25 protein-coding genes and 1 tRNA gene are annotated in these 22840 nt (G+C 60.4%); 13 read left to right on the top strand and 13 right to left on the bottom strand.

The window, feature by feature from the left end:
• Window positions 1–21 precede the first annotated feature (21 nt).
• On the top strand, window positions 22–2184 hold the full coding sequence (locus tag FHT28_RS15245; protein ID WP_168596639.1) for a mechanosensitive ion channel family protein: 2163 nt from the start codon (window positions 22–24) through the stop codon (window positions 2182–2184).
• Between the two features lie 27 nt (window positions 2185–2211).
• Here FHT28_RS15245 and FHT28_RS15240 read toward each other — a convergent pair whose 3' ends face one another.
• Entirely contained in the window at window positions 2212–3282 is a 1071-nt protein-coding gene (locus FHT28_RS15240) for a LacI family DNA-binding transcriptional regulator (protein ID WP_047559940.1), read from the bottom strand.
• A 138-nt stretch (window positions 3283–3420) separates the two neighbouring features.
• On the opposite strand from FHT28_RS15240, the gene FHT28_RS15235 reads away from it, so the two are divergent.
• Window positions 3421–3720, top strand: a complete 300-nt coding sequence (locus FHT28_RS15235) for a hypothetical protein (protein ID WP_037200373.1) — start codon at window positions 3421–3423, stop codon at window positions 3718–3720.
• Window positions 3721–3741: 21 nt separating this feature from the next.
• Here the strand turns inward: FHT28_RS15235 and FHT28_RS15230 are convergent, their stop codons facing one another.
• The 5 genes from FHT28_RS15230 to FHT28_RS15210 all read right to left on the bottom strand — a co-directional run bounded on the left by FHT28_RS15230 (window position 3742) and on the right by FHT28_RS15210 (window position 7133).
• On the bottom strand, window positions 3742–4470 hold the full coding sequence (locus tag FHT28_RS15230) for an SDR family NAD(P)-dependent oxidoreductase (RefSeq protein ID WP_168596638.1): 729 nt from the start codon (window positions 4468–4470) through the stop codon (window positions 3742–3744).
• Entirely contained in the window at window positions 4467–5588 is a 1122-nt protein-coding gene (locus FHT28_RS15225) for an alkene reductase (RefSeq protein WP_037200375.1), read from the bottom strand. Before FHT28_RS15225 ends, FHT28_RS15230 begins: the two co-directional genes overlap by 4 nt.
• A 138-nt stretch (window positions 5589–5726) precedes the next feature.
• The gene (locus FHT28_RS15220; RefSeq protein ID WP_168596637.1) at window positions 5727–6533 is read right to left on the bottom strand and encodes an alpha/beta hydrolase; all 807 of its coding nucleotides are present in this window, start codon (window positions 6531–6533) and stop codon (window positions 5727–5729) included.
• 88 nt (window positions 6534–6621) lie between these two features.
• A complete protein-coding gene (locus FHT28_RS15215) occupies window positions 6622–6792 on the bottom strand; it encodes a hypothetical protein (RefSeq protein ID WP_246704865.1) in 171 nt (56 codons plus the stop codon).
• A gap of 251 nt (window positions 6793–7043) precedes the next feature.
• A tRNA-Ser gene (locus FHT28_RS15210) sits at window positions 7044–7133 on the bottom strand.
• A gap of 233 nt (window positions 7134–7366) precedes the next feature.
• Here FHT28_RS15210 and FHT28_RS15205 point away from each other — a divergent pair.
• The 9 genes from FHT28_RS15205 to deoA all read left to right on the top strand — a co-directional run bounded on the left by FHT28_RS15205 (window position 7367) and on the right by deoA (window position 16017).
• Window positions 7367–7684, top strand: coding sequence for a hypothetical protein (locus tag FHT28_RS15205; RefSeq protein ID WP_034512015.1), 318 nt, complete (start codon window positions 7367–7369; stop codon window positions 7682–7684).
• 371 nt (window positions 7685–8055) lie between these two features.
• Window positions 8056–9051 carry a BMP family ABC transporter substrate-binding protein gene (locus FHT28_RS15200; RefSeq protein ID WP_037200377.1) on the top strand — a complete coding sequence of 332 codons (996 nt, stop codon included), beginning with the start codon at window positions 8056–8058 and terminating at the stop codon, window positions 9049–9051.
• Between the two features lie 80 nt (window positions 9052–9131).
• A complete protein-coding gene (locus FHT28_RS15195; protein WP_037200378.1) occupies window positions 9132–10643 on the top strand; it encodes an ABC transporter ATP-binding protein in 1512 nt (503 codons plus the stop codon).
• A 7-nt stretch (window positions 10644–10650) separates the two neighbouring features.
• The gene (locus tag FHT28_RS15190; RefSeq protein WP_037200380.1) at window positions 10651–11754 is read left to right on the top strand and encodes an ABC transporter permease; all 1104 of its coding nucleotides are present in this window, start codon (window positions 10651–10653) and stop codon (window positions 11752–11754) included.
• 10 nt (window positions 11755–11764) lie between these two features.
• Window positions 11765–12736, top strand: coding sequence for an ABC transporter permease (locus FHT28_RS15185; protein ID WP_168596636.1), 972 nt, complete (start codon window positions 11765–11767; stop codon window positions 12734–12736).
• A gap of 3 nt (window positions 12737–12739) precedes the next feature.
• On the top strand, window positions 12740–13132 hold the full coding sequence (locus FHT28_RS15180; protein WP_037200381.1) for a cytidine deaminase: 393 nt from the start codon (window positions 12740–12742) through the stop codon (window positions 13130–13132).
• The gene (locus FHT28_RS15175; RefSeq protein WP_037200382.1) at window positions 13129–13935 is read left to right on the top strand and encodes a purine-nucleoside phosphorylase; all 807 of its coding nucleotides are present in this window, start codon (window positions 13129–13131) and stop codon (window positions 13933–13935) included. The genes FHT28_RS15180 and FHT28_RS15175 overlap by 4 nt, the downstream gene beginning before the upstream one ends.
• Entirely contained in the window at window positions 13932–14705 is a 774-nt protein-coding gene (gene deoC, locus FHT28_RS15170) for a deoxyribose-phosphate aldolase (RefSeq protein WP_037200384.1), read from the top strand. Before FHT28_RS15175 ends, deoC begins: the two co-directional genes overlap by 4 nt.
• Before the next feature lie 4 nt (window positions 14706–14709).
• Entirely contained in the window at window positions 14710–16017 is a 1308-nt protein-coding gene (deoA, locus tag FHT28_RS15165; protein ID WP_168596635.1) for a thymidine phosphorylase, read from the top strand.
• A gap of 54 nt (window positions 16018–16071) precedes the next feature.
• Here the strand turns inward: deoA and FHT28_RS15160 are convergent, their stop codons facing one another.
• From FHT28_RS15160 to FHT28_RS15130, 7 genes are all read right to left on the bottom strand, one after another.
• Window positions 16072–16593, bottom strand: a complete 522-nt coding sequence (locus FHT28_RS15160) for a TIGR02281 family clan AA aspartic protease (protein ID WP_047560084.1) — start codon at window positions 16591–16593, stop codon at window positions 16072–16074.
• Window positions 16594–16718: 125 nt separating this feature from the next.
• Entirely contained in the window at window positions 16719–17348 is a 630-nt protein-coding gene (gene upp, locus FHT28_RS15155) for a uracil phosphoribosyltransferase (protein WP_037200387.1), read from the bottom strand.
• 122 nt (window positions 17349–17470) lie between these two features.
• Window positions 17471–18439, bottom strand: a complete 969-nt coding sequence (locus tag FHT28_RS15150; RefSeq protein ID WP_037200388.1) for an adenosine deaminase — start codon at window positions 18437–18439, stop codon at window positions 17471–17473.
• Entirely contained in the window at window positions 18436–19656 is a 1221-nt protein-coding gene (locus FHT28_RS15145) for a phosphopentomutase (RefSeq protein WP_168596634.1), read from the bottom strand. Before FHT28_RS15145 ends, FHT28_RS15150 begins: the two co-directional genes overlap by 4 nt.
• Window positions 19657–19790: 134 nt before the next feature.
• On the bottom strand, window positions 19791–20381 hold the full coding sequence (locus FHT28_RS15140; RefSeq protein ID WP_234904012.1) for a TadE/TadG family type IV pilus assembly protein: 591 nt from the start codon (window positions 20379–20381) through the stop codon (window positions 19791–19793).
• Complete coding sequence (locus FHT28_RS15135; protein ID WP_168596633.1) at window positions 20378–20998, bottom strand: TadE/TadG family type IV pilus assembly protein; 621 nt, start codon at window positions 20996–20998, stop codon at window positions 20378–20380. Before FHT28_RS15135 ends, FHT28_RS15140 begins: the two co-directional genes overlap by 4 nt.
• A gap of 158 nt (window positions 20999–21156) precedes the next feature.
• Window positions 21157–21579, bottom strand: a complete 423-nt coding sequence (locus tag FHT28_RS15130; RefSeq protein WP_168596632.1) for a pilus assembly protein N-terminal domain-containing protein — start codon at window positions 21577–21579, stop codon at window positions 21157–21159.
• A gap of 406 nt (window positions 21580–21985) precedes the next feature.
• Between FHT28_RS15130 and FHT28_RS15125 the strand changes: the two genes are divergently transcribed.
• Together FHT28_RS15125 and FHT28_RS15120 are read left to right on the top strand one after the other, a co-directional pair.
• Complete coding sequence (locus FHT28_RS15125) at window positions 21986–22168, top strand: Flp family type IVb pilin (protein ID WP_092575965.1); 183 nt, start codon at window positions 21986–21988, stop codon at window positions 22166–22168.
• A gap of 93 nt (window positions 22169–22261) precedes the next feature.
• Window positions 22262–22774, top strand: a complete 513-nt coding sequence (locus FHT28_RS15120) for a prepilin peptidase (RefSeq protein WP_092575962.1) — start codon at window positions 22262–22264, stop codon at window positions 22772–22774.
• The last annotated feature ends 66 nt before the right edge of the window (window positions 22775–22840 follow it).

The following is a 22840-nucleotide window of genomic DNA, read 5'->3' as shown; positions in this document are numbered from 1 at the left end:
ATTGCGGGAAGGGCAGCGCATATGAAGAATGTCGGGGGTAGCAGGCTGTCGATCAGGACACTGCTTTTATGTCTTTTTGCATTGGCCGCGCCTCTTGCGGCACTCGCACAAAACACGGCTGCACCACAGCCGGCGCCGCCGCCGCCCGAAAAGGTTCGCGAACTCATTCAGCTGATGAACGAACCGGAGGTCAAGCAATGGCTTGGTGTCCAGCTGAACAATCAACTCGCCGCCAGCGCTCCCGGAACGTCCGACGGTGACCAGATGTCCGTCCTCTCCGGCATGCTTGGTCATACTCGGCATCACCTGGAGGTCGTATCCGGCGCGGCGATGACGTTGCCTTATGAGGTGATGACGGCATCCGAAAAGCTCGAAAGAGAAGGCAGGGCGGTTGGTATCCTGCGTATTATCATCCAGGTCGTGATCCTCTTTTTCATGGGACTTGTGGCAGAGCTCGCCGTTGCGCGCTTCATCAACACCAAGCACATGCGTCGCACCGAAAGGGCTGCCGGCATCGAGACCGAGCTGCAGGCTGCCCGGTTCCAGTTTTTGGGCGGGGTGGTGCCTGCGATCATTCACGCCCTGGTGACGCTGGTTCCGCTGCTCGCTTTCGACTGGCCGCCGGCCATCGAAAGCTTCGCCATAGCCTGTGTCATTGCGCTGGTTTCCATCAGGCTCGTCATTTCCATCGGCAAACTGCTGATGGAGTTGATCGCCATGCGCCGAACGAACGATGTTCTGGACGAGGACAGCGGTACCGCCCGCATTGCCGAACGGCGGCGTGTTGCGAGATACTGGTATCGGCGATGCACGCTGTTTGCTGTCTATTTTGCCTGCGGTTGGGCAGTTCTGCAGGCCGTCACGTCTCTCGAATTTTCCGTCGGCGCCCGGGATCTCATCAGCTATGCGCTCGGCATCGGCCTGTTTCTCATCGCCGTGACGGCCGTGTGGTCAAGGCCCGTCGCGCCGGAGGAACGTGGGGCGAAGACGATTTCCTGGCTATTGACGATTTTCTTCGTGGCCCTCTGGTGCCTGTGGGTCGCCGGTTTCGACGGCCTTCTCTGGCTCGGCATCTATGCGATCCTGTTGCCGCGCGTTCTCTCGGTATCCACGCGTGCCATCGAGGCGCTGCATGATGCGGCCGATGGCATTTTCGGCGCCGGCAAGTTGGCAGCCGTGCTTCTCGATCGCGGCGTGCGGGCACTGATCATCACCTTCGCGGCCCTCTGGCTGGGGCGGATGCTGGGTGTCGAGGCCCACGCGATGATGAGCAGCAGCGAATCAATCATCGGGCGAATCGCGCGCGGTGTTCTCAGCGGCATCGTCATCCTGCTGGTCGCAGATCTCGTCTGGCACCTGATGAAAACCTATATCGACGCCAAGCTGATGGAATCCTTGCCCGCCGACAGCGATTCCGAAGAGATGAAGGCGAGCCGCGCCCGGCTGCAGACGCTGCTGCCGATCTTCCGCAATATCCTTGCGGTTGCCATCGGCATCATCGCCATCATGATGGTGTTGTCGGGGCTCGGCATCCAGATCGGGCCGCTGATCGCCGGTGCCGGTGTCGTCGGCGTCGCGGTCGGTTTTGGCGCGCAGACCATCGTCAAGGACGTCATCAGCGGCGTCTTCTATCTGTGGGACGATGCCTTCCGGGTCGGCGAATACATAGAAAGCGGCAACCACAAGGGCGTGGTGGAGTCATTCAGCCTGCGCTCGGTCAAGCTGCGTCACCAGCGCGGACCGCTGGCGACCATTCCGTTCGGTTCGCTCGGCGCGGTCAACAACATGAATCGCGACTGGGCGATCGACAAGATCATCGTCAAGGTCACCTATGATACCGATCTGGTGAAGATGAAGCGGATCATCAGGGATATCGGCCAGCGCCTGCTCGACGATCCTGAACTGGCGCCGAGCATCATCCAGACGCTGAAGATGAAGGGCGTGGAACAGTTCGGCGATTTCGCGATCGAAATCAGGCTGGCGCTCACCGCCAAGCCCAACGACGTCTCTGTCATCCGCCGCAGCGCGCTGGCGCTGATCAAGCAGGCCTTCGATGAAAACGGCATCCAGTTCGCCTTCCCGACCGTGCAGGTGGCAAGCGACAGGGACGCTTCCGCCGCCGCTGCCCGGCAGCTCATGGAGATGCGTACTGCAGCCGTCGACGGCGCGCAGCAAGCGGGCTGAGACGCTGTGTCGGATAGTGTCGCGGCATCATAGCTTCGGCGCCGCCGTGCTGCCACGGACGATGAGCGTGACGTCGATCATCTCGCGCTCGATCGGCATGGCATCGTCCAGAACCGCCCTTACCGCGCGTTGCGCGATCTGGTCAAAGGGCTGCGCCATCGTCGTGAGGCCCGGCTCCACCATGCCGCCCTCCGGAACGCCATCGAAGCCGATGATGGAGACATCCCTTGGAACGGAAAGTCCCCGTGCCTGCAGCCAGTTCATGGCCAGCAGTGCGATATGGTCGGACATTGCGAGGAGGGCGGTCGGCGGCTCAGGCGCCGAGAACAGATATTCGAGACCCGTCTCGACGCTCGTCTTGTGGTTATCCGTCTCGTAGATCGGAACATCCTGGCGTCGGATGCCGAATGTCTCAAGCGCCTGCCAATAGCCGGTGGCACGATCGCGCGAGGTCGAATAAACAGCCCGCTCGATCTCGCCGAGGCCCACCGGCCCGACATGATCGTAAGAGAATTCGGTGGCAAGCACGGCAAAGCGCCGGTGGCCCAGTTCCGCCAGATGCGTCGCGGCTGTCGCAGCCCCGGCGACATTGTTGACGCCGATCGACGCGACCGACGGATCATCGTCGTTCAATGCCAGGGCAATGAAGGGCAATTGCCGCTCGCGCGTCAGCTGCACCAGCTTTTCGCCGCCCTCCACGCATAACAGGATGAAGCCGTCCACGAGGGCGCTCTTGATGTTCCAGTCCAGCTTCTGCCGGTCCTTGGCCGAAACGAGCGCCAGCCCGGTGCCGCTGGCATCGCAGACCTGGGCCACGGCCGCCAACAGGGCTCTCGCCCATGGGTCGTCGAAGAAATAGGCGAGCGGCTCCACGGCGGCGACGCCGATCGCATTGACCTTTCCTGCCCGCAACAACCGCCCCGTGAGGCTCGGGCCGGCATAACCGAGCTGTCTGGCGGTCTTAAGGACATGCTCGCGCACCTCCTCGCGCACCACGTCGGGCCGGCTGAAGACATTCGATGCGGTTCCCTGCGATACCCCTGCCGCCTTGGCGACATCCGCAAGCTTGATCGTACCCTTGACCAATAGCCTCTCCATTTTCGTTCCCGTGCACAGTAGCAGGAAATTGTATCGGTTCAATTCCGCTTGACAACGGAGCATTCAAGCGTAGGATTGAACCGATTCAAGTCAATGAATCCGATATAGGATTGAATCGGTTCAAAAAGGCAAACCCAAATGCTGACCAACTATTTCTTCAGGGATCTTTACAATGATCGTTGGGGTGATCCGGCAAACCTGAAGGCGATCGAGCCGCCTTCGGGCGCGGACAAGGATCGAGCTGCTGCGAGGGGCATTTTCGGCCGACTTCGTCGCCTGTATCGCGGTAGCCCGTCCCGCCCGTCTCCATGGTCCTTCACGATCCCCAGCGAAACCCCTGACGCTGAAAGTGAAACAAGTGCGTGGCGTCGCAACGAGTGCGATGCCACGCAGCCGAAATTTCTCAACATCGCGAAAGCGCTCTCGCGGAATTGCTAGCCTGTGCCTCGATTGCCGGCCTCAGAAATTTTCCTTGTAGGGACGCAGGTCGAGCTCCTGTGTCCAGGCCGAGGGATGCTGGCGGTGGATATGCCAGTAGCTCTCGGCGATGGCGTCGATATTGAGCAAGCCGCTGGCGTCTATATCAGGCCGCCGGGAACGCAGCCGCTCTCCGTCTATGCCGCCATCGATGATGGTGTGGGCGACATGCAGGCCGAGCGGCCCGAATTCCCGCGCCATGCTCTGGCTGATCATTCTTAAGCCCGCCTTGGCGGCGGCGAATTGCGCATAGCCCGCCTTGCCGCGCAGGCTGGCGGAAGCGCCGGTGAAGATCACGGTGCCGCGGCCGAGCGGCACGAGGTGGCGGGCCGCCTCGCGCCCGACGAGGAAGCCGCCGAAGCAGCAGATGCGCCAGAACTCCTCGAACTGGGCGGCTGTCAGATCGCGAAAGCCGATCGGGCGGTTGATGCCGGCGTTGAAGACGATGAAATCGGGCGCCGCGATGCCGTCCCGCGGCGCAAAGGCATGTTCGAAGAGCCGCACGACGGCGGCTTCGTCCGTTGCGTCCGTTTCGATGGCCTCGGCGCTGCCGCCGGATGCCTTGATGGTCTCGGCGACCTTGTCGATCTTCGCCGGTGTGCGGCCGGCGATGATGACATGATAGCCCTTGCCGGCCAGAAGCCGGCAAAGCGCGGCACCCAATCCCTGTTCTGCTCCCACTCCGACGATGACGGCGCTTGGCGTGCTCATTCGGCGGCCTCCCTGGCATCGAACGTTGGATAGTCGGTATAGCCCTCGGCACCGCCGCCGTAGAAGGTCGGGCGATGATAGGGATTGAGCGGAGCCCCGCGACGGATGCGTTCCGGCAGGTCGGGATTGGCGATAAACAGCCGGCCGAAGGCGATGGCGTCTGCATGCCCGGCGGCAAGTGCTGCTTCGGCGGTCTCCGGCCGGAAGTTTCCGGCTGCGATCAATGTGCCCGACCAGGCAGGGCGAAACAGCTCCGCCGCCGATGGCACATTCTTGTGGTCGACCTCAGCGAAGCCCGCCCCGCTGGCACGCGGTTCGATCAGATGCAGATAGGCAAGATGCAGCCGGTCCAGCTCGCGAATGACATGGCCGTAGAGACGCAAGGGGTCATCCTCGCCGCTATCGTTGGCGATGCCGAAGGGCGAAAGGCGGACGCCGACACGGTTCGAGCCCCATACGCCGGAAACCGCCTCGACCACTTCGAGCAGCAGCCGCGTGCGATTCTCGATCGAGCCGCCATATTGGTCGGCGCGCTGGTTGGTGCGCGCCTGCAGGAATTGCTCGATCAGATAGCCGTTGGCGCCGTGGATCTCGACGCCGTCGAAGCCGGCTTGCTTGGCATTGGCAGCCGCCTGCGCATAGACGTCGATCAGCAGCGGCATGAGATCGATGTCGATCGCCTGCGGCGTCTCGAAGGGCACGCGTTCGAACGAAGCGGTGAAAGCCTGTCCCTTGGCGGCGATGGCGGAAGGGGCGATGGGCAGAGCACCGCCCGGCTGGTGCGAGGAATGGGAGATGCGGCCGACATGCCAGAGCTGCAGGAAGATCCTGCCGCCCTTGCGATGGACCGCCTCCGTTACCGCCTTCCAGCCGGCGATCTGTTCGGCCGTGTGAATGCCGGGCGTTGCCGGCATGCCTTGTCCGGCAAGAGAAATCTGCGAGCCTTCGGAAATGATCAGCCCCCCTTGGGTGGCACGCTGCGCATAATATTCGGCGTTCAGTGCGGAAGGCACATTGCCCGGCTGGCTCGCCCGCATGCGGGTCAGCGGCGCCATGACGATGCGATGCGCGAGTTCATAGGGGCCGACGGCAAGTGGTGAAAATAAGGTCGCTGTCATAAAATTATCCTGCCTGGAGCTGATGTTGCTCCCCCGGGGCGGAAGGGCCTGTCAGCGGCGATTCGGTCTCGGGAGTCTCGAATAAGATGATGATCATCATTTATTCCAACAATCGGACGTGCGCAACTGAATCTGATATCAGGCCGAAATCCTCGCAAGGAAGGGAAGAAGGGAGGCGTTGAACTGCGCTGGTCGCTGTAATGGGGCGAAATGGCTGACGCCGGTCAGAAGGATCAATTCCGCGCCGGGGATGTGCCGCGCGAGGTGATCGGCGTGCTGGCGCTTGATGAACTCGTCATGCTCGCTATGCACGATGGCAACGGGCACATCGATATCGGCGAGATCGGTGGCGGTATAGTTCGGCTCCGTTCGTTGCATCAGGCCGACAGCCTCAACGAAGCTATCGAACTGATCCGGTGTTGACGACAGAGCCGTGTAATCCTTGGTGTGGCGGGAAAAGCAGCGGTCGATGACCGGCGTGGCCACGAATTCCTTCGTACCGCTCGGGTCCATGTTGCAGGCAAAGAAGAAGACGCCGGCAACGCGCTCCGGATGGGTTCTTGCGAGAATGAGACCCGTACAGGCGCCGTCGCTCCATCCGACGATGGCGGCTTTTCGGACCCCCAGCCTGTCCATCACGGCCAGAACGTCGGTAGCCATCAGCTCGTAGGTGTAGGGTCGCATGTCGCGCGTACTGCGACCGTGGCCACGGCAGTCGATGACGATGACGCGATGGGCGGCGTCGATCAGCGCCGGCACCTGATAGCCCCAATTACCGCTGTTTCCGAGCCCGCCATGAAGGAGGATCACCGGGGCGCCGCTGCCGTAGGCCGCATACCATATGCGAGCGCCGTCGTGATCGACGTGTCCTTCCGTCTCTGCGTGCGGCAAGGGCGCTGCGCCCTCCGCCTCGAATCGATCGAGACCGTCGTCCTGAAATTCCATGCTGACCTCCCAACGCGCTGCCTCCTCCAGGCAGCAACGCGAACGAACCTATTCGATCCTGCTTCGTTTTTCCAAGAGGGCGCTGTGGTTACTTTACTGCCAGATGCTCGAAAAGATCCCGTGCCGGCGGTGCCAGCTCCTCGGCGGAGCGCGTGCATGCCGTGAGTAGGCGCGTGGCCCAATCGTCGGTGAGCCGCAGTGCCGCGATCTTTGCGGAGCGGCCGCAGCGCTGCCGTTTCAGGCTGGATGGGAACTGCATTTTGCACCCGGCCGCGAGGAAACGGTCATCAAAAGACGAGGGATGACGGTTTCGACGGCACCGATCTCGATGCCATTCTTACAGCGTTCGGCGTGCATTATACGCTGATCCGCGGGGCCGCTGGTCATTGGCGCCCTCCAATTTTGCGGGGTGCTCCTGCTGCGCAGGTCCATGCGGAGCACGCTCTCGAGCGCACGCTGATCGCCGGTTATTGCGGAGGATAGAGAGTTACATCACGCTGTAGCGTTGGATGGCGGACAAGGTGGGATTCGAACCCACGGTACGCTTTCACGTACACACGCGTTCCAGGCGTGCGCCTTAAACCACTCGGCCACCTGTCCATCTGCACTTCGCGTCCGATAAAGGAGCTATCGTGGGAACGGCGCGATATATACCGATGAATTTTCTGGGATCAACCTGAATCTGACAGTTTTTTGACTTCTGGACAAAAAACTACGCGCTTCTCCTCCATTGCGTTTGTCCCATTCTCAACCTATCTAAACAGAAGGACGGAAAAAGAACGCGACCGGCCAAACGTGTATGGCCGAGGATAATTGAGTATCCGGAGGGGTTCATGCGTTTCCTGCTGCGTTTCGCCAGCCTTGTCGCGCTGGTGGTTGCGGTCATTGCCGGCACCATCGATTCCATCCAGTCGGTCGCGGCATCGGCTGTGGTGATGACCCCGATGGGCGATGCCTGGAACGATGTCAGCCCATCGTCGCTGGCGACGCTCCGCTCGATGATCTCCTATTATGTCCATCCGCAATTCTATGATCTGGCGATGCAATGGTTGCTGTTCCAGCCGGCCTTTGCCGTTTTCCTGGTGCTCGCGCTGCTCCTTTGGATGGTCGCCTACAAGCGGCCGCCGGTTGCCGGTCGCTTCAGTGTCTGAAGCGCTATGCAAGAGCCGTCGGGACCTGTGCCATTTTGGGGAGTTTGGCAGTGACGGGAACGCCCTCGGGCGGTCTTGCAAAGGGAATGCGAAGCGCCGAACCAACGGCTGCCGGACGTTCGACGACCGCCTCGCTGGCTAATAAAATCGCAGTTTGAGAGCGAAATTGTTCAAAAATCGGCCCCTTTGGACGGGTTTTTGGCAATTCCCACAAATCTTTACCAACTGAAAAATTTCTCGTGAATTTTTCGTGCAGCCATGCAAGGATGCGCCAGCTTGGCCTCGGGGGAGGCCGGCGGTTCCGCAGACATGTCCGGCCAACGGGCTTGCGGGAGGACCCAACAAAGATAGCAACAACAGGGCTGCAACTCATGAAAAAATCCCTTCTGACCCTTTTCGCCTTGGCTGCCATGTCGGCAACGGCGCTTGCGGCCGATATCAAGCCGGCAATCGTCTACGGAACTGGCGGCAAGTTCGACAAGTCCTTCAACGAAGCTGCCTACAATGGCGCTGAAAAGTTCAAGAAGGAAACCGGCATCGCCTATCGCGACTTCGAGCCGACGGGCGACACACAGGGCGAACAGGCGCTGCGCAACTTTGCCAGCAAGGGCTTCAATCCGGTCATCGCCGTTTCTTTCGCGTGGACCTCTGCTCTCCAGAAGGTTGCTGCTGAATATCCGAAGACCGAATTCGTGCTGATCGACGACAGTCTTGATCTGCCGAACGTCCGCTCCGTCAAGTTCAAGGAAAACGAAGGCTCCTATCTCGCCGGCGTCATGGCTGCGCTGTCTTCGAAGAGCGGCAAGGTCGGCTTCGTCGGCGGCATGGACATCCCGCTGATCCGCAAGTTTGAGTGTGGCTACGAGCAGGGCGCACGCGCTGCCAATCCGAAGATCGAAGTCTTCCAGAACATGACCGGCACGACGGGCGCTGCCTGGAATGACCCGGTCCGCGGCGGCGAGCTCACCAAGAACCAGATCGACCAGGGCGCCGACGTTGTTTACGCGGCTGCCGGCGCGACCGGCCTCGGCGTGCTGCAGACGGCCGCCGACAACAAGAAGCTGTCGATCGGCGTCGATAGCAACCAGAACTACCTGCATCCGGGCTCCGTTCTGACCTCCGTCGTCAAGCGCGTCGACCTCGCCGTCTACAACGCGTTCAGCGATGCCAAGAACGGCAAGTTCACGCCCGGCACGCAGGAGCTCGGCCTGAAGGAAGAGGGCGTCGGCGTCGCCATGGACGACAACAACAAGCCGCTCGTGACGCCGGAAATCAAGGCTGCGGTCGACAAGGCAAAGGCCGATATCATCGGCGGCACCGTCAAGGTCCACGACTATACGACCGACAACGCCTGCCCGAAGAGCTGATATGAAACAAGGGCGTATGACGGATCAAAACGTCATACGCCCTTTTCTTATCCGGAATCTGGTTTCTGGAGCCCCCTATAGTGAGCCAAACACCTGCCATCGAGCTCGTGGGCATCGACAAAAAATTCGGTGCTGTCCACGCCAATAAAGATATCAACCTGACCGTCGCCAAAGGCTCGATCCACGGGATCATCGGCGAAAACGGTGCCGGGAAATCGACGCTCATGTCGATCATCTACGGATTCTATCATGCTGACAGCGGCGAGATCCGCATCAACGGCAATCCCATCGCCATCCGTGATAGCCAGGCGGCAATCGCCGCCGGCATCGGCATGGTGCACCAGCATTTCATGCTGGTCGATAATTTCACCGTGCTCGAAAACGTGATGCTGGGTGCCGAAGGCGGCGCGTTGCTCGCCAAGGGCGTCGCAGCCGCGCGCGCCGAGCTTGGTCGTCTGGAGAAGGATTACGGCCTGGAGGTCGATCCGGACACATTGATCGAGGAGCTTCCCGTCGGCCAGCAGCAGCGCGTCGAGATCCTGAAGGCAATGTTTCGCGGCGCCGAGATCCTCATCCTCGATGAGCCCACAGGCGTTCTGACGCCAGCCGAGGCCGACAATCTGTTCCGTATTCTCCGCGTGCTGCGCGATCAGGGCAAGACCATCATCCTGATCACCCACAAGCTGCGCGAAATCATGGCGATCACCGACACGGTATCGGTGATGCGCCGCGGCGAGATGGTCGCCACCCGCAAGACGGCGGAAACCACCGTGGAGGAACTCGCGGAGCTGATGGTCGGCCGCCGCGTGTTGTTGCGCGTCGAGAAGGGTGCTTCCAATCCCGGCGACGTCCTGCTGTCGGTACGCAATCTGACCGTCAAGGATGGCCGCGGCGTCACGATGGTCGACAACGTCTCCTTCGATGTCCGTGCGGGAGAAATCGTCGGGATCGCCGGCGTGGCCGGAAACGGCCAGTCCGAATTGCTGGAGGCGATCGCCGGCATCCGCAAGCCGGCCTCAGGCGAGATCCATCTGCACGGCAAGCCGATCGGCATGGCCGATCCTGCCGCCCTGCGCGACCTGGGCCTTGCCCATATCCCCGAGGACCGCCATCACATGGGCCTCGTCCTCAAGTTCGAGGAATACGAGAACTCGATGCTCGGCTATCACCGCGACGTCAAATACGGCCGGGGCGGAATGCTCGATCTCGAAGCCATGCGCAAGGATGCCGTCGAGAAGATCGAGAAATACGATATCCGCCCGCCGAATGCGCGGCTGAAGACCGCCAACTTCTCCGGCGGCAACCAGCAGAAGATCGTTGTCGCCCGCGAGATCGAGCGCGATCCGAAAGCGCTGCTGATCGGCCAGCCGACGCGCGGCGTCGACATCGGCGCCATCGAGTTCATCCATCGGCGCATCATCGAGATGCGCGATGCCGGCAAGGCGATCCTGCTGGTTTCGGTGGAGCTGGATGAAATCCGCGCGCTGTCGGACCGCATCCTTGTCATGTTCGCCGGGCATATCGTCGGTGAAAAAACGGCTGAGGCCGGTGAACAAACGCTCGGCCTGATGATGGCCGGCATTGCGGCATGAGGCCTTGATGAGTACTGCTTCCGTTCCACTTCCAAATTGGATCAATTACGGCCTGATCCCCATCCTCAACCTGATCGTTGCTTTTCTGATTTCCGGCCTCGTGGTCTGGTTCATCGGCGAGAGCCCGCTCGATGCCCTTGTGCTGCTGCTGCAGGGTGCTCTCGGCAGCGGTGAGGGTATCGGCTTTACTCTGTACTATGCCACCAGCTTCATCTTCACAGGCCTTTCCGTCGCCGTCGCCATCCATGCCGGTCTGTTCAATATCGGCTCCGAAGGCCAGGCTTATGTCGGTGGTCTCGGTTGCGCCCTGGTGGCGCTGGCGCTGGACAGATACGTGCCCTGGTATGTGACGATGCCCTTCGCGGTGATCGGCGCGGCCATCTTCGGTGCGCTCTGGGCTCTCATTCCCGCCTGGTTGCAAGCCAAGCGCGGCAGCCACGTCGTCATCACCACCATCATGTTCAACTTCATCGCCTCGGCGATGATGAATTTCATCCTGGTGCATGTGTTGATCGTGCCAGGCAAGATGGCACCGGAAACCCGCACCTTTCTCGAGGGCGGCCAACTTCCGAAGCTCGATTGGCTGATGGGCATCTTCGGCTCGACCATCGGGGCAGCGCCGCTCAACGTGTCCTTTCTCATCGCGCTGGTCATGTGTTTTCTCGTCTGGGTTCTCGTCTGGCGCACCAAGCTCGGCTATGAAATGCGTACGCTCGGCCTCAGCCCGACGGCCGCCGTCTATGCCGGCATTCCCTATGCACGCACGGTCGTCATCGCCATGCTGATATCAGGTGGTCTCGCCGGTATGATGGCACTTAATCCGGTCATGGGAGCCTCCGCGCGCCTGCAGGTGGAGTTCGTGCTCGGCGCCGGTTTCGTCGGTATCGCCGTGTCGTTGATGGGACGCAACCATCCGTTCGGCATCATTCTGGCGGCGATCCTGTTCGGTATTCTCTACCAGGGCGGCGACGCGCTCTCTTTTGATATGCCGAACATCACGCGTGACATGATCGTTGTGATCCAGGGCCTCGTCATCCTGTTCGCCGGCGCCCTGGAATATATGTTCCGACCTGCGCTTGCGCGCATCTATCAAAAATTTGCCAGGGCGTGAGGATCGGATGATGGACTATTATGATCTTCTCATCAGCATACTTGGCTCGACCATCCGCCTGTCGATTCCGCTGATCTTTACCGCGCTTGCGGGCCTGTTTTCCGAGCGTGCCGGCATTTTCGACATCGGCCTCGAAGGTAAGATGCTGGCATCGGCCTTCGCCGCAGCCTGTGTCGCCTCCGTCACCGGTTCGGCCTGGGCAGGGCTTGGCGCCGGCATTGTGATATCGGTCGTCCTCGGCCTGCTTCATGGCTTCGCCTCGATCACTAATCGCGGCAACCAGATCGTCTCCGGCGTCGCCATCAACTTCCTGACCGCCGGCTTGACCATTGTGCTCGGACAGGCCTGGTTCGGCCAGGGCGGCCGCACGCCGACGCTGCCGGGCTCGGCGCGCTTCGCCTCGATCACGCTGCCCGGCGTCGATGCCATGCGTGACGTGCCGTTCATTGGGCCGCTCTATGCCAACGTCATTTCCGGCAACAATATCCTCACCTATCTCGCCTTCCTCGCCGTGCCGATTTCCTGGTGGATCCTCTATCGCACCCGGTTCGGCCTGCGGCTGCGTGCCGTTGGGGAAAATCCGGGTGCCGTCGATACGGCCGGTATCTCCGTCGAGTGGCTGCGCTATCGTTCGCTGATCGTCGCCGGCATTCTCTGCGGCTTCTCCGGCACCTATCTTGCCATCGCCCAGTCCGCCGCCTTCATCAACAACATGTCGGCGGGCAAGGGCTATATTGCACTTGCGGCGCTGATCTTCGCCAAGTGGAAGCCGGTGCCGGTCATGTTCACTTGCCTTCTGTTCGGCTTCCTCGATGCCTTCGCCAATTTCATGCAGGGCAAGGCGGTTCCGGGTATCGGCGAAGTGCCGGTACAGATTTTCCAGGCGCTGCCCTATATCCTCACCTGCATCCTGCTCGCAGGCTTTATCGGTGTCGCCAAGCCTCCCAAGGCCGGTGGCGTGCCCTATACCAAGGAGCGCTAGTCCATGTCGCATGATCTGTTCGAGGCCGCCCGCGGGGCGATGGCTTTCGCCCATGCTCCCTATTCGAAATTTCCCGTTGGAGCGGCTATCCGCGCCGAGGACGGCAAGATCTATACCGGCGCCAATATCGAGAACCTGTCCTTCCCGCAGGGCTGGTGCGCTGAACCCACAGCGATCAGCCACATGATCATGGGTGGCGCCAAGAAGATCGTCGAGATGGCCGTGATTGCGGAAAAGCTGCCGCTCTGCCCGCCCTGCGGCGGCTGTCGGCAGAAGATCGCCGAATTCGCCAGCAAGGAGACACGCATCTACCTTTGCGACGAGGCCGGCGTGAAGAAGACCATGACCATGGACGAGATGCTGCCCTTCAGCTTTGAAACCGAGATGCTGGGATGAGCGCCGCCGTCGAAATCCTCACCAAAAAGCTCGGCGATCTGAAGCCGCGCTACGGCGTCGTTTTGGGCTCCGGCCTCGGCTCTCTCGTCGATGAGGTTGGCGATGCCGTGCGCATTCCCTATGCCGATCTGCCTGGTTTCCCCGTCAGCGCCGTTTCCGGTCATGCCGGTACTTTGGTCGCGGGCCAGCTCGGCGACGTGCCTGTTATCATGCTGTCCGGCCGCGTGCACTACTACGAAAAGGGCGACGCCAATGCCATGCGCGTGCCGATCGAGACGCTGAAGGCGCTCGGCGTCGAGACGCTGATTCTCACCAACTCGGCCGGATCGTTGCGGGAGGAGATGGCGCCCGGATCGGTGATGCAGATCACCGATCACATCAACTATTCCGGCATGAACCCGCTGATCGGCGAAGAAAGCGACAAGCGCTTCGTCGGCATGACCAGCGCCTATGATACCGACCTGATCATGCGCATGCGCAAGGCCGCGGAAAAGGCTGAGATCAAGCTGTCGCACGGCGTCTATATGTGGTTTTCCGGACCGAGCTTCGAAACGCCGGCGGAGATCCGCATGGCGCGCATCCTCGGTGCCGATGCCGTGGGCATGTCGACCGTGCCGGAAGTCATTCTGGCACGTCTTTTTGGCCTGAGGGTTGCCGCTGCCTCAGTCATCACTAACTATGGTGCTGGCATGACCGGCGGCGAACTCTCGCATGACGAGACCAAGGACATGGCTCCGGTCGGCGGCGCCCGTCTCGCCGCCATCTTGAAAGAAATGATTGCCGACGGAGGAGATCCCCAATGACGAGCCATTCCCTTAGAGAAACGGCGGCCGTTGCGCTTTCCCTTCTCGATCTCACCAATCTCAAGGATGATTGCACGCCCGCCCAGATCGAGACGCTCTGTGCCCGCGCGCAATCCCCCTATGGCAATACCGCCGCGATCTGCATCTGGCCGCGCTTCGTCGCCCAGGCCCGCAGCATTCTCGGAACCGACCATGTCGTGAAGATCGCGACTGTCGTGAACTTCCCGGCCGGCGACATGGAGGTGGCCGACGTATCAGCCGAGGCCCGCGAAGCCATTGCCGACGGCGCCGACGAGATCGATCTGGTCATTCCCTATCACGCATTTCTGGCCGGCAATGAACAGGCCGTCACCGACATGGTGGCTGCCGTCAAGGCCGAGTGCAAGGGGCCAGTCATCTTGAAGACCATTCTCGAAACCGGCGAATTGAAGGACGCCGCGCTGATCCGGCGCGCCTCCGAACTCGCCATCGACGCCGGCTCGGATTTCATCAAGACCTCAACCGGCAAGGTTGCCGTCAATGCGACGCTCGAAGCGGCGGACATCATGCTGCGGGCGATCCGCGCCAGCGGCCGCAAGGTCGGCTTCAAGCCGGCCGGCGGCATCGGCTCCGTCGCCGACGCGGCGCTTTACCTAAGCCTTGCCGAGACCATCATGGCGCCCGACTGGGCCATGCCATCGACCTTCCGTTTCGGTGCGTCGAGCCTGCTTGACGATATCCTGAACGTATTGGCCGGCGGAGAGTCGAAGACGGCCTCCTCAGGCTATTGAACTCATGATCCCGCAGGAAATCATCCGGCTGAAGCGTAACGGCGCCGCGCTGTCGGCTGCCGATATCGACGATTTCATCGGTGCATTGGCGCTTGGCGAACTGGCGGAAAGCCAGATCGGCGCTTTTGCCATGGCCGTGTGGTTTCGCGGAATGACGCGCGATGAGACCGTGGCCTTGACGCTCGCCATGGCCCGCTCCGGTGATACGCTCTCCTGGTCCGGCATCGGCAGGCCGATCGCCGACAAGCATTCGACTGGCGGCGTCGGCGACAACGTCTCGCTGATGCTGGCCCCCATCGCCGCCGCATGCGGCCTCGCCGTGCCCATGATCTCCGGTCGCGGCCTCGGCCACACCGGCGGCACGCTCGACAAGCTGGAATCCATTCCCGGCTACGGGATCACCCCGGATGCGGCGCGCTTTCGCAAGGTGGTGGACGAGGTGGGCTGCGCCATCATCGGCCAGACCGGCGCTTTGGCACCCGCGGACGGCAAGCTCTATGCGGTGCGTGATGTCACCGCAACCGTCGACTCCGTACCCTTGATCACCGCTTCGATCCTGTCGAAGAAACTGGCGGCGGGGCTGGAAACCTTGGTGCTTGACGTCAAGATCGGCAATGGCGCCTTCATGACCTCGCAGGAGGAGGCGGAGACACTGGCGCGCTCGCTGGTGGATGTCGCCAACGGCGCCGGCGTGAAAACCTCCGCCCTGATCACCGATATGAATGAGCCACTGGCCGATGCCGCCGGCAATGTGGTCGAGCTTCGCAACTGCCTGGATTTCCTGAAGGGCAACAAGGCGGGCACGCGGCTTGAAACGATCGTGCTGGCCTTCGCTGTGGAGATGTTGGTTCAGTCCGGCATTGCTGCGGACAGCACCGAGGCGGAGGGCAGGGCGCGAGACGCCATTGCTTCCGGCAGGGCGGCTGACGTGTTCGGCCGCATGGTGCATGGTCTCGGCGGTCCGGTCGATCTGCTTGAGAATCCCGATCGGTATCTGACAGCCGCGCCGGTGCAAAAGCCCGTTCTTGCCTCCTCCGATGGATGGCTCGGCGCCTGCGATGCCCGCGCGATCGGCATGAGCGTGATCGATCTGGGCGGCGGACGACGTCATCCGCAGGACAAGATCGATCATCGCGTTGGCTTCAGCGATATCCTGCCGCTCGGCACGAGGGTCAGCAAAGGCGACCGCATCGCAACCGTTCACGCCGTCGATGAGGTAACTGCGGAAAAGGCCACGGCCGATCTGGCTGCCAACTATCGCATCGTTGAGACTGCACCTGTCTTGCCGCCCGTTATCGTCACCAGGATATGACGTCAAAACAATAGAGCGGAGCGGTTGAGCGATTCTGCGAAACGCTTGGCCGCCCTATTGCGTCAGGCGCAATGTGCTGTTCTGGACACCATAGGAATTCAGCCTTTTCAGGAAGCTCATGCCGATCAGTGTCGTGGATAACGCGCTGTCCTTCGCCACGATGGCGTCGATATCGCGGACTCTGATCCCGCCGATCTCCAGGCGCCCGAGCTTGACGAGAGCTACCTTGGAAGTGCCGTTTGCGGTTTGCATCGGATAACGATAGTCCAGATCGACGCTGCTGAAGCCGATGCTGCGTGCTGTGCTTTCGTTGATCGCGACATAGGTTGCACCGGTATCGATCATCCCATGCACCGGTCGGCCGTTAAGGTTGAAATCGCCCTGATAGTGGCCGCTCGCATCGGCGTGCAGCAATACGGTGCCATAGAGGCTGGGCGGTTCGGCCTTCTGCGGCGGAACGGAAACGGTTTCCACCGGCGCGGGCTTTTCTCTGTTTGCGATCCCGGTCAAGAGCGGTGGCACCTGGGTGGCCGCAACGGCGATGATGCCGGCAAAGACAAGAACGCGAACAAGCATCAGCGAGGCCCCTCCTACGGGCATCGCTATATGTAAGTCAACTTTACTGAAGGGCCGCTAAGGCAATCAATAAAAAGCCCGGCAGTTGGACACCGCCGGGTAAAAAGCAAATATAACGGCGAAATCTACTTCGTGCCGTACATACGGTCGCCGGCATCGCCGAGGCCGGGCACGATATAGCCCTTCTCGTTCAGATGGCTGTCGATCGCGGCGGTGAAGACCGGCACGTCCGGATGCGCGTTGCGGAAATTGGCAATGCCCTCGGGAGCGGCCAGCAGGCAGAGGAAGCGGATATTGTGGGCACCACGTTCCTTCAGCTTGTCGATCGCCGCAATCGAGGAATTGCCGGTCGCCAGCATCGGGTCGACGACGATGATCAGGCGCTCGGCGATATCCTCGGGTGCCTTGAAGTAATATTCGACGGGCTGCAGCGTCTCGTGATCGCGGTAGACGCCGATATGCGAGACACGGGCCGAGGGCACGAGGTCGAGCATGCCTTCCAGCAGGCCGTTGCCGGCGCGCAGGATCGAAGCGAAGACCAGCTTCTTGCCTTCGAGGATCGGCGCGTCCATCGGCTGAAGCGGCGTTTCGATCGTCTCGATGGTCAATTCCAGGTCGCGCGTCACTTCGTAACAAAGCAGCGTCGAGATTTCGCGCAGCAGTCGGCGGAAGCTCCCTGTCGACGTCTCCTTCTTGCGCATGATTGTGAGCTTGTGTTGCACAAGCGGGTGATCGATGACAGTGACGCCGTCCATGGTTTCAGCCTTCCAGTAATTCCGCGATATGAGATGTTTCTTTCACGGAAATCGTCTCTGGTGCAAGAAAATAGGCCGCTTTGGGAAATTTCATCCCCAGTCTGCGGCCTGGAATCCAGCCTTTACAGCCTCGCCAGCAACGCCGCCCGGGTCGCCTCGTCCACGAAGGCCGCTTCGATTGCCGTGCGGGTCATGGCGTCGATCTCGTCGTCGCTGAAGCCGAAGGCGGTTGACGCCAGTTCGTATTCACGCTTGAGCGACGTATGGAAGAAGGGCGGATCGTCGGAGTTGATGGTCACCCGCACGCCGGCCTCGCGCAGCTTGCGCAGTGGATGCGACGGGAAATCCGGGAAGACATTGAGTGCGACGTTAGAGCCCGGGCAGACCTCCAGCACCGTGCCGAGATCGGCGAGGCGCTTGACGAGGTCTGCATCCTCGACGGCGCGCACGCCATGGCCGATACGATCGGGGCGAACCAGCTCGACGGCATCGGCAACGCTGAAGGCGCCGCAGACTTCGCCGGCATGGATGGTGATGCCGAGACCGGCCTCGCGGGCGATGTCGAAGGCGCGGGCGTAATCGGCGACGCGGCCCATACGTTCTTCGCCCGCCATGTTGAAACCTGATATCAGCGGATTGTCGCTCCTGGCCGCATATTCGGCCGCCTTCACCACCCGGTCCGGGCCGAAGTGGCGTTCGCCTGTCACGATCAGCCGGGCCTCGATGCCGGTCTTTGCCTTGGCGGCCCGAATACCGGCAGAAACCCCGGCCATATAGGCGTCGGCGCCGAGGCCGATGCGGTCCCCATGATCGGGCGAGACGATGAGCTCGCTATAGATGGTGCCGATGCCGGCAAGCTCTTCCAGATAGGTTTCCGTCAGCAGCGCATAATCTTCCTCCGTGCGATAGACCTCGGAAACCTTGTCGTAGCAGACGAGGAATTCGGCGAAATCCTTCCAGAGATAGATGCCATCCTTGAGGAAAGCGCTGGTGTCGACGCCGTATTTCCGTGCCTGCGCGAGCGTCAGCGCTGGCGGAGCCGCGCCTTCCAGATGGCAATGCAGCTCCACCTTCTTCAAATGCGATGTCAAAGGAAACTCCTTCCATGCGGTCCTGCCGCAACGCCCAGATGTTGTGCGATCGTCTCGCCGATGTCGGCATAGGTTTGGCGGATGCCGATGGAGCGCGAGCGGATTCCCGGTCCATAGGCGATGACCGGTACGCGCTCGCGCGTGTGATCCGTGCCGCGCCAAGTCGGGTCGCAACCGTGATCGGCGGTCAGTATGACGAGATCGCCTGCCTTCATTTTCTTAAGCACTTCCGGCAGCCGCGCGTCGAAGGCCTCGAGTGCCGCAGCATAGCCCGGCACATCGCGGCGATGGCCGTAGACCATGTCGAAATCGACGAAATTGGTGAAGACCAGATCGCCGTCGGCAGCTTCGTCCATGGCCTTCAGCGTGGCATCCATCAAAGCCATGTTGCCATTGGCCTTGATGACTTTGGAAACGCCCTGATGGGCGAAGATATCGCCGATCTTGCCCACCGCATGCACGGTGCGTTCGGCCTTGATGAGGCGGTCGAGCAGGGTCGGTTCCGGCGGCAGCACGGAGAAGTCGCGGCGGTTTCCGGTCCGCTCGAATGTTGCCGCTGTCTCGCCGACGAAGGGGCGGGCAATGACGCGGCCGATATTATAGGGATCGAGCAGGGTGCGCACGATCTTGCAGAGGCCGATCAGCCGATCCAGCCCGAAATACTGCTCATGTGCGGCGATCTGGAAGACGGAATCGGACGAGGTGTAGCAGATCGGCTTGCCACTGCGAATATGCTCTTCCCCGAGCCTGGCGATGATATCCGTGCCGGACGCATGGCAATTGCCGAGAATACCGGGCAGATCGGCCGCCTCGCAGATGGCTTTCACCAGCTCCGGCGGAAAGGCGTCGCCCTCGGCCGGAAAGTAACCCCAATCGAACATAACAGGCGTTCCGGCGATCTCCCAATGGCCTGATGGCGTGTCCTTGCCGCGTGAAACCTCGCTGGCGCAGCCGTAGACCCCATAAAGCTTCTCAGGCTGCGGCATTCCGGCGGGATAGCTGCCTGTCGCCGCCTTGGCGATCTCCAGCAGCCCGAAGGCGGACATGGTCGGCAATACCAACGGTCCCTGGCGCAGGCCTTCGCGGTCGGCGGCACCGGCGGCACAGAATTCGGCGATATGGCCGAGCGTGTCGGCGCCCTCGTCACCATAGCTTGCCGCATCCGGGCCGCCGCCGACGCCAAAAGAGTCCAGAACGAAGAGAAAGGCGCGCGCCATGGATCACCCGATAAAGATCATCGCCGCCCGGCGGTTCCGCCGGGTGCATTGGACGTCACCCATATAACGGAGCCACCGACTTGGCAATTTTCCGTTTCGGTTGGGAACGCCGAGCTTGGTCTTGATGATCGCGCTCAGCAATCGCTGCAGCTGATCGACGTGCCGACGCGCTGGCGATAGTAATACTGCCGGCTTATGGTGATCTGGTTGGTGCCGCTCGGCAGGAAGTTGGCGCCGAAACTGATGAGCTGGTAAGGGATGGCAAGCTCGCTGCGGACGAGGAACGTGCTCGCCTGGTTCAGGCTGCTGGGGATCGTGACCGCGGTGCCGGCCGAATAGGGCCGCGTCCCGTCTTGTGCCCAAGACCAGGCCACCGTCGCATTTCCTGTAGCGTCGATCGCAATGCCGGTAATCTTCAATGTCAGGCCGGTCGTGACATAGGGCGCGAAAATAGCACTGGCCACGGACGGCATGGTGGCAAGCACCGACTTCGTGACGCTCGACTGCTGCGAGACGATATCCGCGATCGAGCCGGCCGAGCGGCTGGCGCGCTTCGAGAAGCTGAGGCCGACGGTAAGCTCGAAAGCGCCGAGGTAGAGCATCAGCAGCACGGGAAAGAGAATGGCGAATTCGATCGCGCCGACGCCGCGCCGGTCGCGTGCAAAGCGCCGCAGGAGACCGAAGGACGTGCCTTCCTTCTCTATTATGTTCGCTTGCCCGCTCAAGGATAGTTCTCATTCTGGAAAGCAGCGGTCGCGACGATGAGGTAGGTCGTCGGCATCGAGCCGTCGGACGGTCGTATGTTGGTGAGATAGGGCCGCATGAGGTCCGTCATGATCTGCCATCGATAATAGGCGCGCACCATGTTCATGGATTTGGCGCCGCCAGGTGCGAATGCAAAGCCGGTGGTCTTGAGATCGGAATAGGGATCCGTCGACGATTGGCGCGGAACTGTCGTCGGCATGGCTGCGAAGCTGGCGTAGTTTTCAACATCGAGATAGAGGCTCGATGGCGTCGTCGCTTCCGATGACGAGCAGGTGATCAGCACCGAGATCTCATTGCAGAAGGCCTGGCGGAATTGCTGCTGAGTTGTATTGCTTGCGGTGATTTGTCCGGTTCTGATCTGGCGCGACAGGGTGTCGACGGCATTGGAAATGACCTGCTCGGCGGTGAAGGCGACGAAGGTCTCCAGGATCGCGAAGACGATCAGGAAATAGGGAATGGCAAGCAAAGCGAATTCGATCGCCGCGGTTCCGTCGCGAGAGCGCACGAATTCGCGCAAACGACCTCGGGCACGCCGCCGTGCTGGGCTCTTGTTTCCGAGAAGATCATCGTCTGGCATCGTTGAGTATCCGCGGCGATTTGCCTGCGGGTGAAACTAGAGATGCTTTCTTGATAATCCGTTTCTCTTCTCTCTTCATATTTAAAGGAAACCAGAATTATCGATTGGAGGGTAATTCCTAAATATTTCTTTCGAATATTTGCATCAACAAAAGCGTCTTACTGGCCAGTTGGCGCGGCTGTCGCGGTATTGCTCTGCTGGGCGTGCTGTTCGCAATTGGGTGTGCACGACAGTACGGCGCGATCCGTTTGGCGAAAGACGCGCACTGTATTGCCTTCATCGATCGAGACCAGGATCTGTTCGTCCACGATCGCATTGTCGTCAGCATCGAGCAGGATGATATTCGTGGTGCCAAAATTGCGGCCGGTCAGCACGATGGTCTTCGGATCCGCGACAGTCGCATCGGCGACCTGGGAATTTCCGACGATGACTTTCGCGACGGGACGGTCAAGCTTCAATACGCGCGCGTGATCCATGTAGACGCGCAGCATGCTTTCTCCCGCAGCCTGGGAATGCTGTGGTGTCATGCTGGCCAGGGCGACTACGCCGGCAAGGAATGCGGTTTTGCCGCCGATTGGCATGGCTTTGCCTCTTGGAGTTGATGTCGAAAATGTTTACCGCACAGAATGAGAAAGAATGGTGAATGAACGATTAAGGCGTCGCTCGATAGCGTGATTATGACGCTGGTGTCCCTCATCTGACTTCCGTTCTTCGTTTTTCACGACAACTACGTGTCATTACGAGGCAAGTCGCATATTATTCTAATATACATGTACCTAATAATTTCTTTTAAGCTAAAAGTTTTCTTTAAAAATGCTTGGAAAGACATGAATTGGAGTTAACTATTCTATTTTCGCTTTGGAATTTACACTGTGTTAACCCACTTCCTTAAAGCGATGGAAACGGCGCGCGACTAGGGTTCAACGCATCCGATCAACGGCAAACAGTTGGCGGACGTGCTGTCAACAAAGTGAGTGGAGTAAATCAATGTCCAAGCTTTTTTCGCGCTTCCTGAAGGATGAATCCGGTGCGACCGCAATCGAATACGGCCTGATCGCTGCTCTGATCTCGGTCGCCATCATTGCCGGCGCAACCACCCTGGGCAATACGCTCAGCACGACCTTCAACAACATCTCGACGAAGATGAATAACGCTTCGGCCGCACATTAATCTGTCGCGGTGCCATAATAGTAATTTGGTATGGGAACCGCCCAATAATGTGGGCGGTTTCTTTTTTAGTACACAGGATCGGAGGAGTTAGCATTGCTTGAAGCTGCAGTATTACTCATCTTTCCGCTTTGCATGTCGATAGCGGCGATCTCCGATCTGCTGACCATGACGATCCCAAATCGTGTGTCTCTGGCGCTCGCAGTCTCATTCTTGGTATTGGCGCCCGTTTTCGGATTTTCATTTGCGGAAATCGGTATGCACTTCGCCGGCGCCGGCATTGTCTTTTTTGCCTGCTTCGCGCTGTTCGCGCTGAATGTCATGGGCGGCGGCGATGCGAAGCTCTTGGCTGCTGCAGCACTCTGGTTCGGTTTCGATTCTTCGCTGATGGAATTTCTCGTCTATGTCGCGTTTATCGGCGGGGTGGTGACGGTTCTGATCGTTTTGCTTCGGTCGCAATCCAGCATCATCATGGCCATTGGTCTGCCCGTGCCGAATTCATTGATGGTCGCCAAAAAAATCCCCTACGGCATTGCGATTGCCATCGGCGGCATCCTTGCCTTTCCCTCCTCGCCGCTTTTGATTGCAGCGACCCAAGGGGCGCTCTAAGCCGGGAATCGGCGAGTATAAATTAAATCACTATATAAATATTCTCTAATTTACATCAAGTAATTA

The sequence above is a fragment of the Rhizobium sp. SG570 genome (genome assembly GCF_012275345.1).
Lineage (GTDB): Bacteria > Pseudomonadota > Alphaproteobacteria > Rhizobiales > Rhizobiaceae > Rhizobium > Rhizobium lusitanum.
The sequence above is the reverse complement of the archived record's forward strand: the minus strand, read 5'-3'. Positions and strand labels throughout refer to the sequence as shown.

Excerpts from the sequence above, each read along its gene's own strand:
- FHT28_RS15245 (WP_168596639.1), top strand. The coding sequence starts at position 22 with ATGAAGAATGTCGGGGGTAGCAGGCTGTCGATCAGGACACTGCTTTTA.
- FHT28_RS15240 (WP_047559940.1), bottom strand. The coding sequence starts at position 3,282 with ATGGAGAGGCTATTGGTCAAGGGTACGATCAAGCTTGCGGATGTCGCC.
- FHT28_RS15235 (WP_037200373.1), top strand. The coding sequence starts at position 3,421 with ATGCTGACCAACTATTTCTTCAGGGATCTTTACAATGATCGTTGGGGT.
- FHT28_RS15230 (WP_168596638.1), bottom strand. The coding sequence starts at position 4,470 with ATGAGCACGCCAAGCGCCGTCATCGTCGGAGTGGGAGCAGAACAGGGA.
- FHT28_RS15225 (WP_037200375.1), bottom strand. The coding sequence starts at position 5,588 with ATGACAGCGACCTTATTTTCACCACTTGCCGTCGGCCCCTATGAACTC.
- FHT28_RS15220 (WP_168596637.1), bottom strand. The coding sequence starts at position 6,533 with ATGGAATTTCAGGACGACGGTCTCGATCGATTCGAGGCGGAGGGCGCA.
- FHT28_RS15215 (WP_246704865.1), bottom strand. The coding sequence starts at position 6,792 with ATGCAGTTCCCATCCAGCCTGAAACGGCAGCGCTGCGGCCGCTCCGCA.
- FHT28_RS15205 (WP_034512015.1), top strand. The coding sequence starts at position 7,367 with ATGCGTTTCCTGCTGCGTTTCGCCAGCCTTGTCGCGCTGGTGGTTGCG.
- FHT28_RS15200 (WP_037200377.1), top strand. The coding sequence starts at position 8,056 with ATGAAAAAATCCCTTCTGACCCTTTTCGCCTTGGCTGCCATGTCGGCA.
- FHT28_RS15190 (WP_037200380.1), top strand. The coding sequence starts at position 10,651 with ATGAGTACTGCTTCCGTTCCACTTCCAAATTGGATCAATTACGGCCTG.
- FHT28_RS15185 (WP_168596636.1), top strand. The coding sequence starts at position 11,765 with ATGGACTATTATGATCTTCTCATCAGCATACTTGGCTCGACCATCCGC.
- FHT28_RS15180 (WP_037200381.1), top strand. The coding sequence starts at position 12,740 with ATGTCGCATGATCTGTTCGAGGCCGCCCGCGGGGCGATGGCTTTCGCC.
- FHT28_RS15175 (WP_037200382.1), top strand. The coding sequence starts at position 13,129 with ATGAGCGCCGCCGTCGAAATCCTCACCAAAAAGCTCGGCGATCTGAAG.
- deoC (WP_037200384.1), top strand. The coding sequence starts at position 13,932 with ATGACGAGCCATTCCCTTAGAGAAACGGCGGCCGTTGCGCTTTCCCTT.
- deoA (WP_168596635.1), top strand. The coding sequence starts at position 14,710 with ATGATCCCGCAGGAAATCATCCGGCTGAAGCGTAACGGCGCCGCGCTG.
- FHT28_RS15160 (WP_047560084.1), bottom strand. The coding sequence starts at position 16,593 with ATGCTTGTTCGCGTTCTTGTCTTTGCCGGCATCATCGCCGTTGCGGCC.
- upp (WP_037200387.1), bottom strand. The coding sequence starts at position 17,348 with ATGGACGGCGTCACTGTCATCGATCACCCGCTTGTGCAACACAAGCTC.
- FHT28_RS15145 (WP_168596634.1), bottom strand. The coding sequence starts at position 19,656 with ATGGCGCGCGCCTTTCTCTTCGTTCTGGACTCTTTTGGCGTCGGCGGC.
- FHT28_RS15135 (WP_168596633.1), bottom strand. The coding sequence starts at position 20,998 with ATGCCAGACGATGATCTTCTCGGAAACAAGAGCCCAGCACGGCGGCGT.
- FHT28_RS15130 (WP_168596632.1), bottom strand. The coding sequence starts at position 21,579 with ATGCCAATCGGCGGCAAAACCGCATTCCTTGCCGGCGTAGTCGCCCTG.
- FHT28_RS15125 (WP_092575965.1), top strand. The coding sequence starts at position 21,986 with ATGTCCAAGCTTTTTTCGCGCTTCCTGAAGGATGAATCCGGTGCGACC.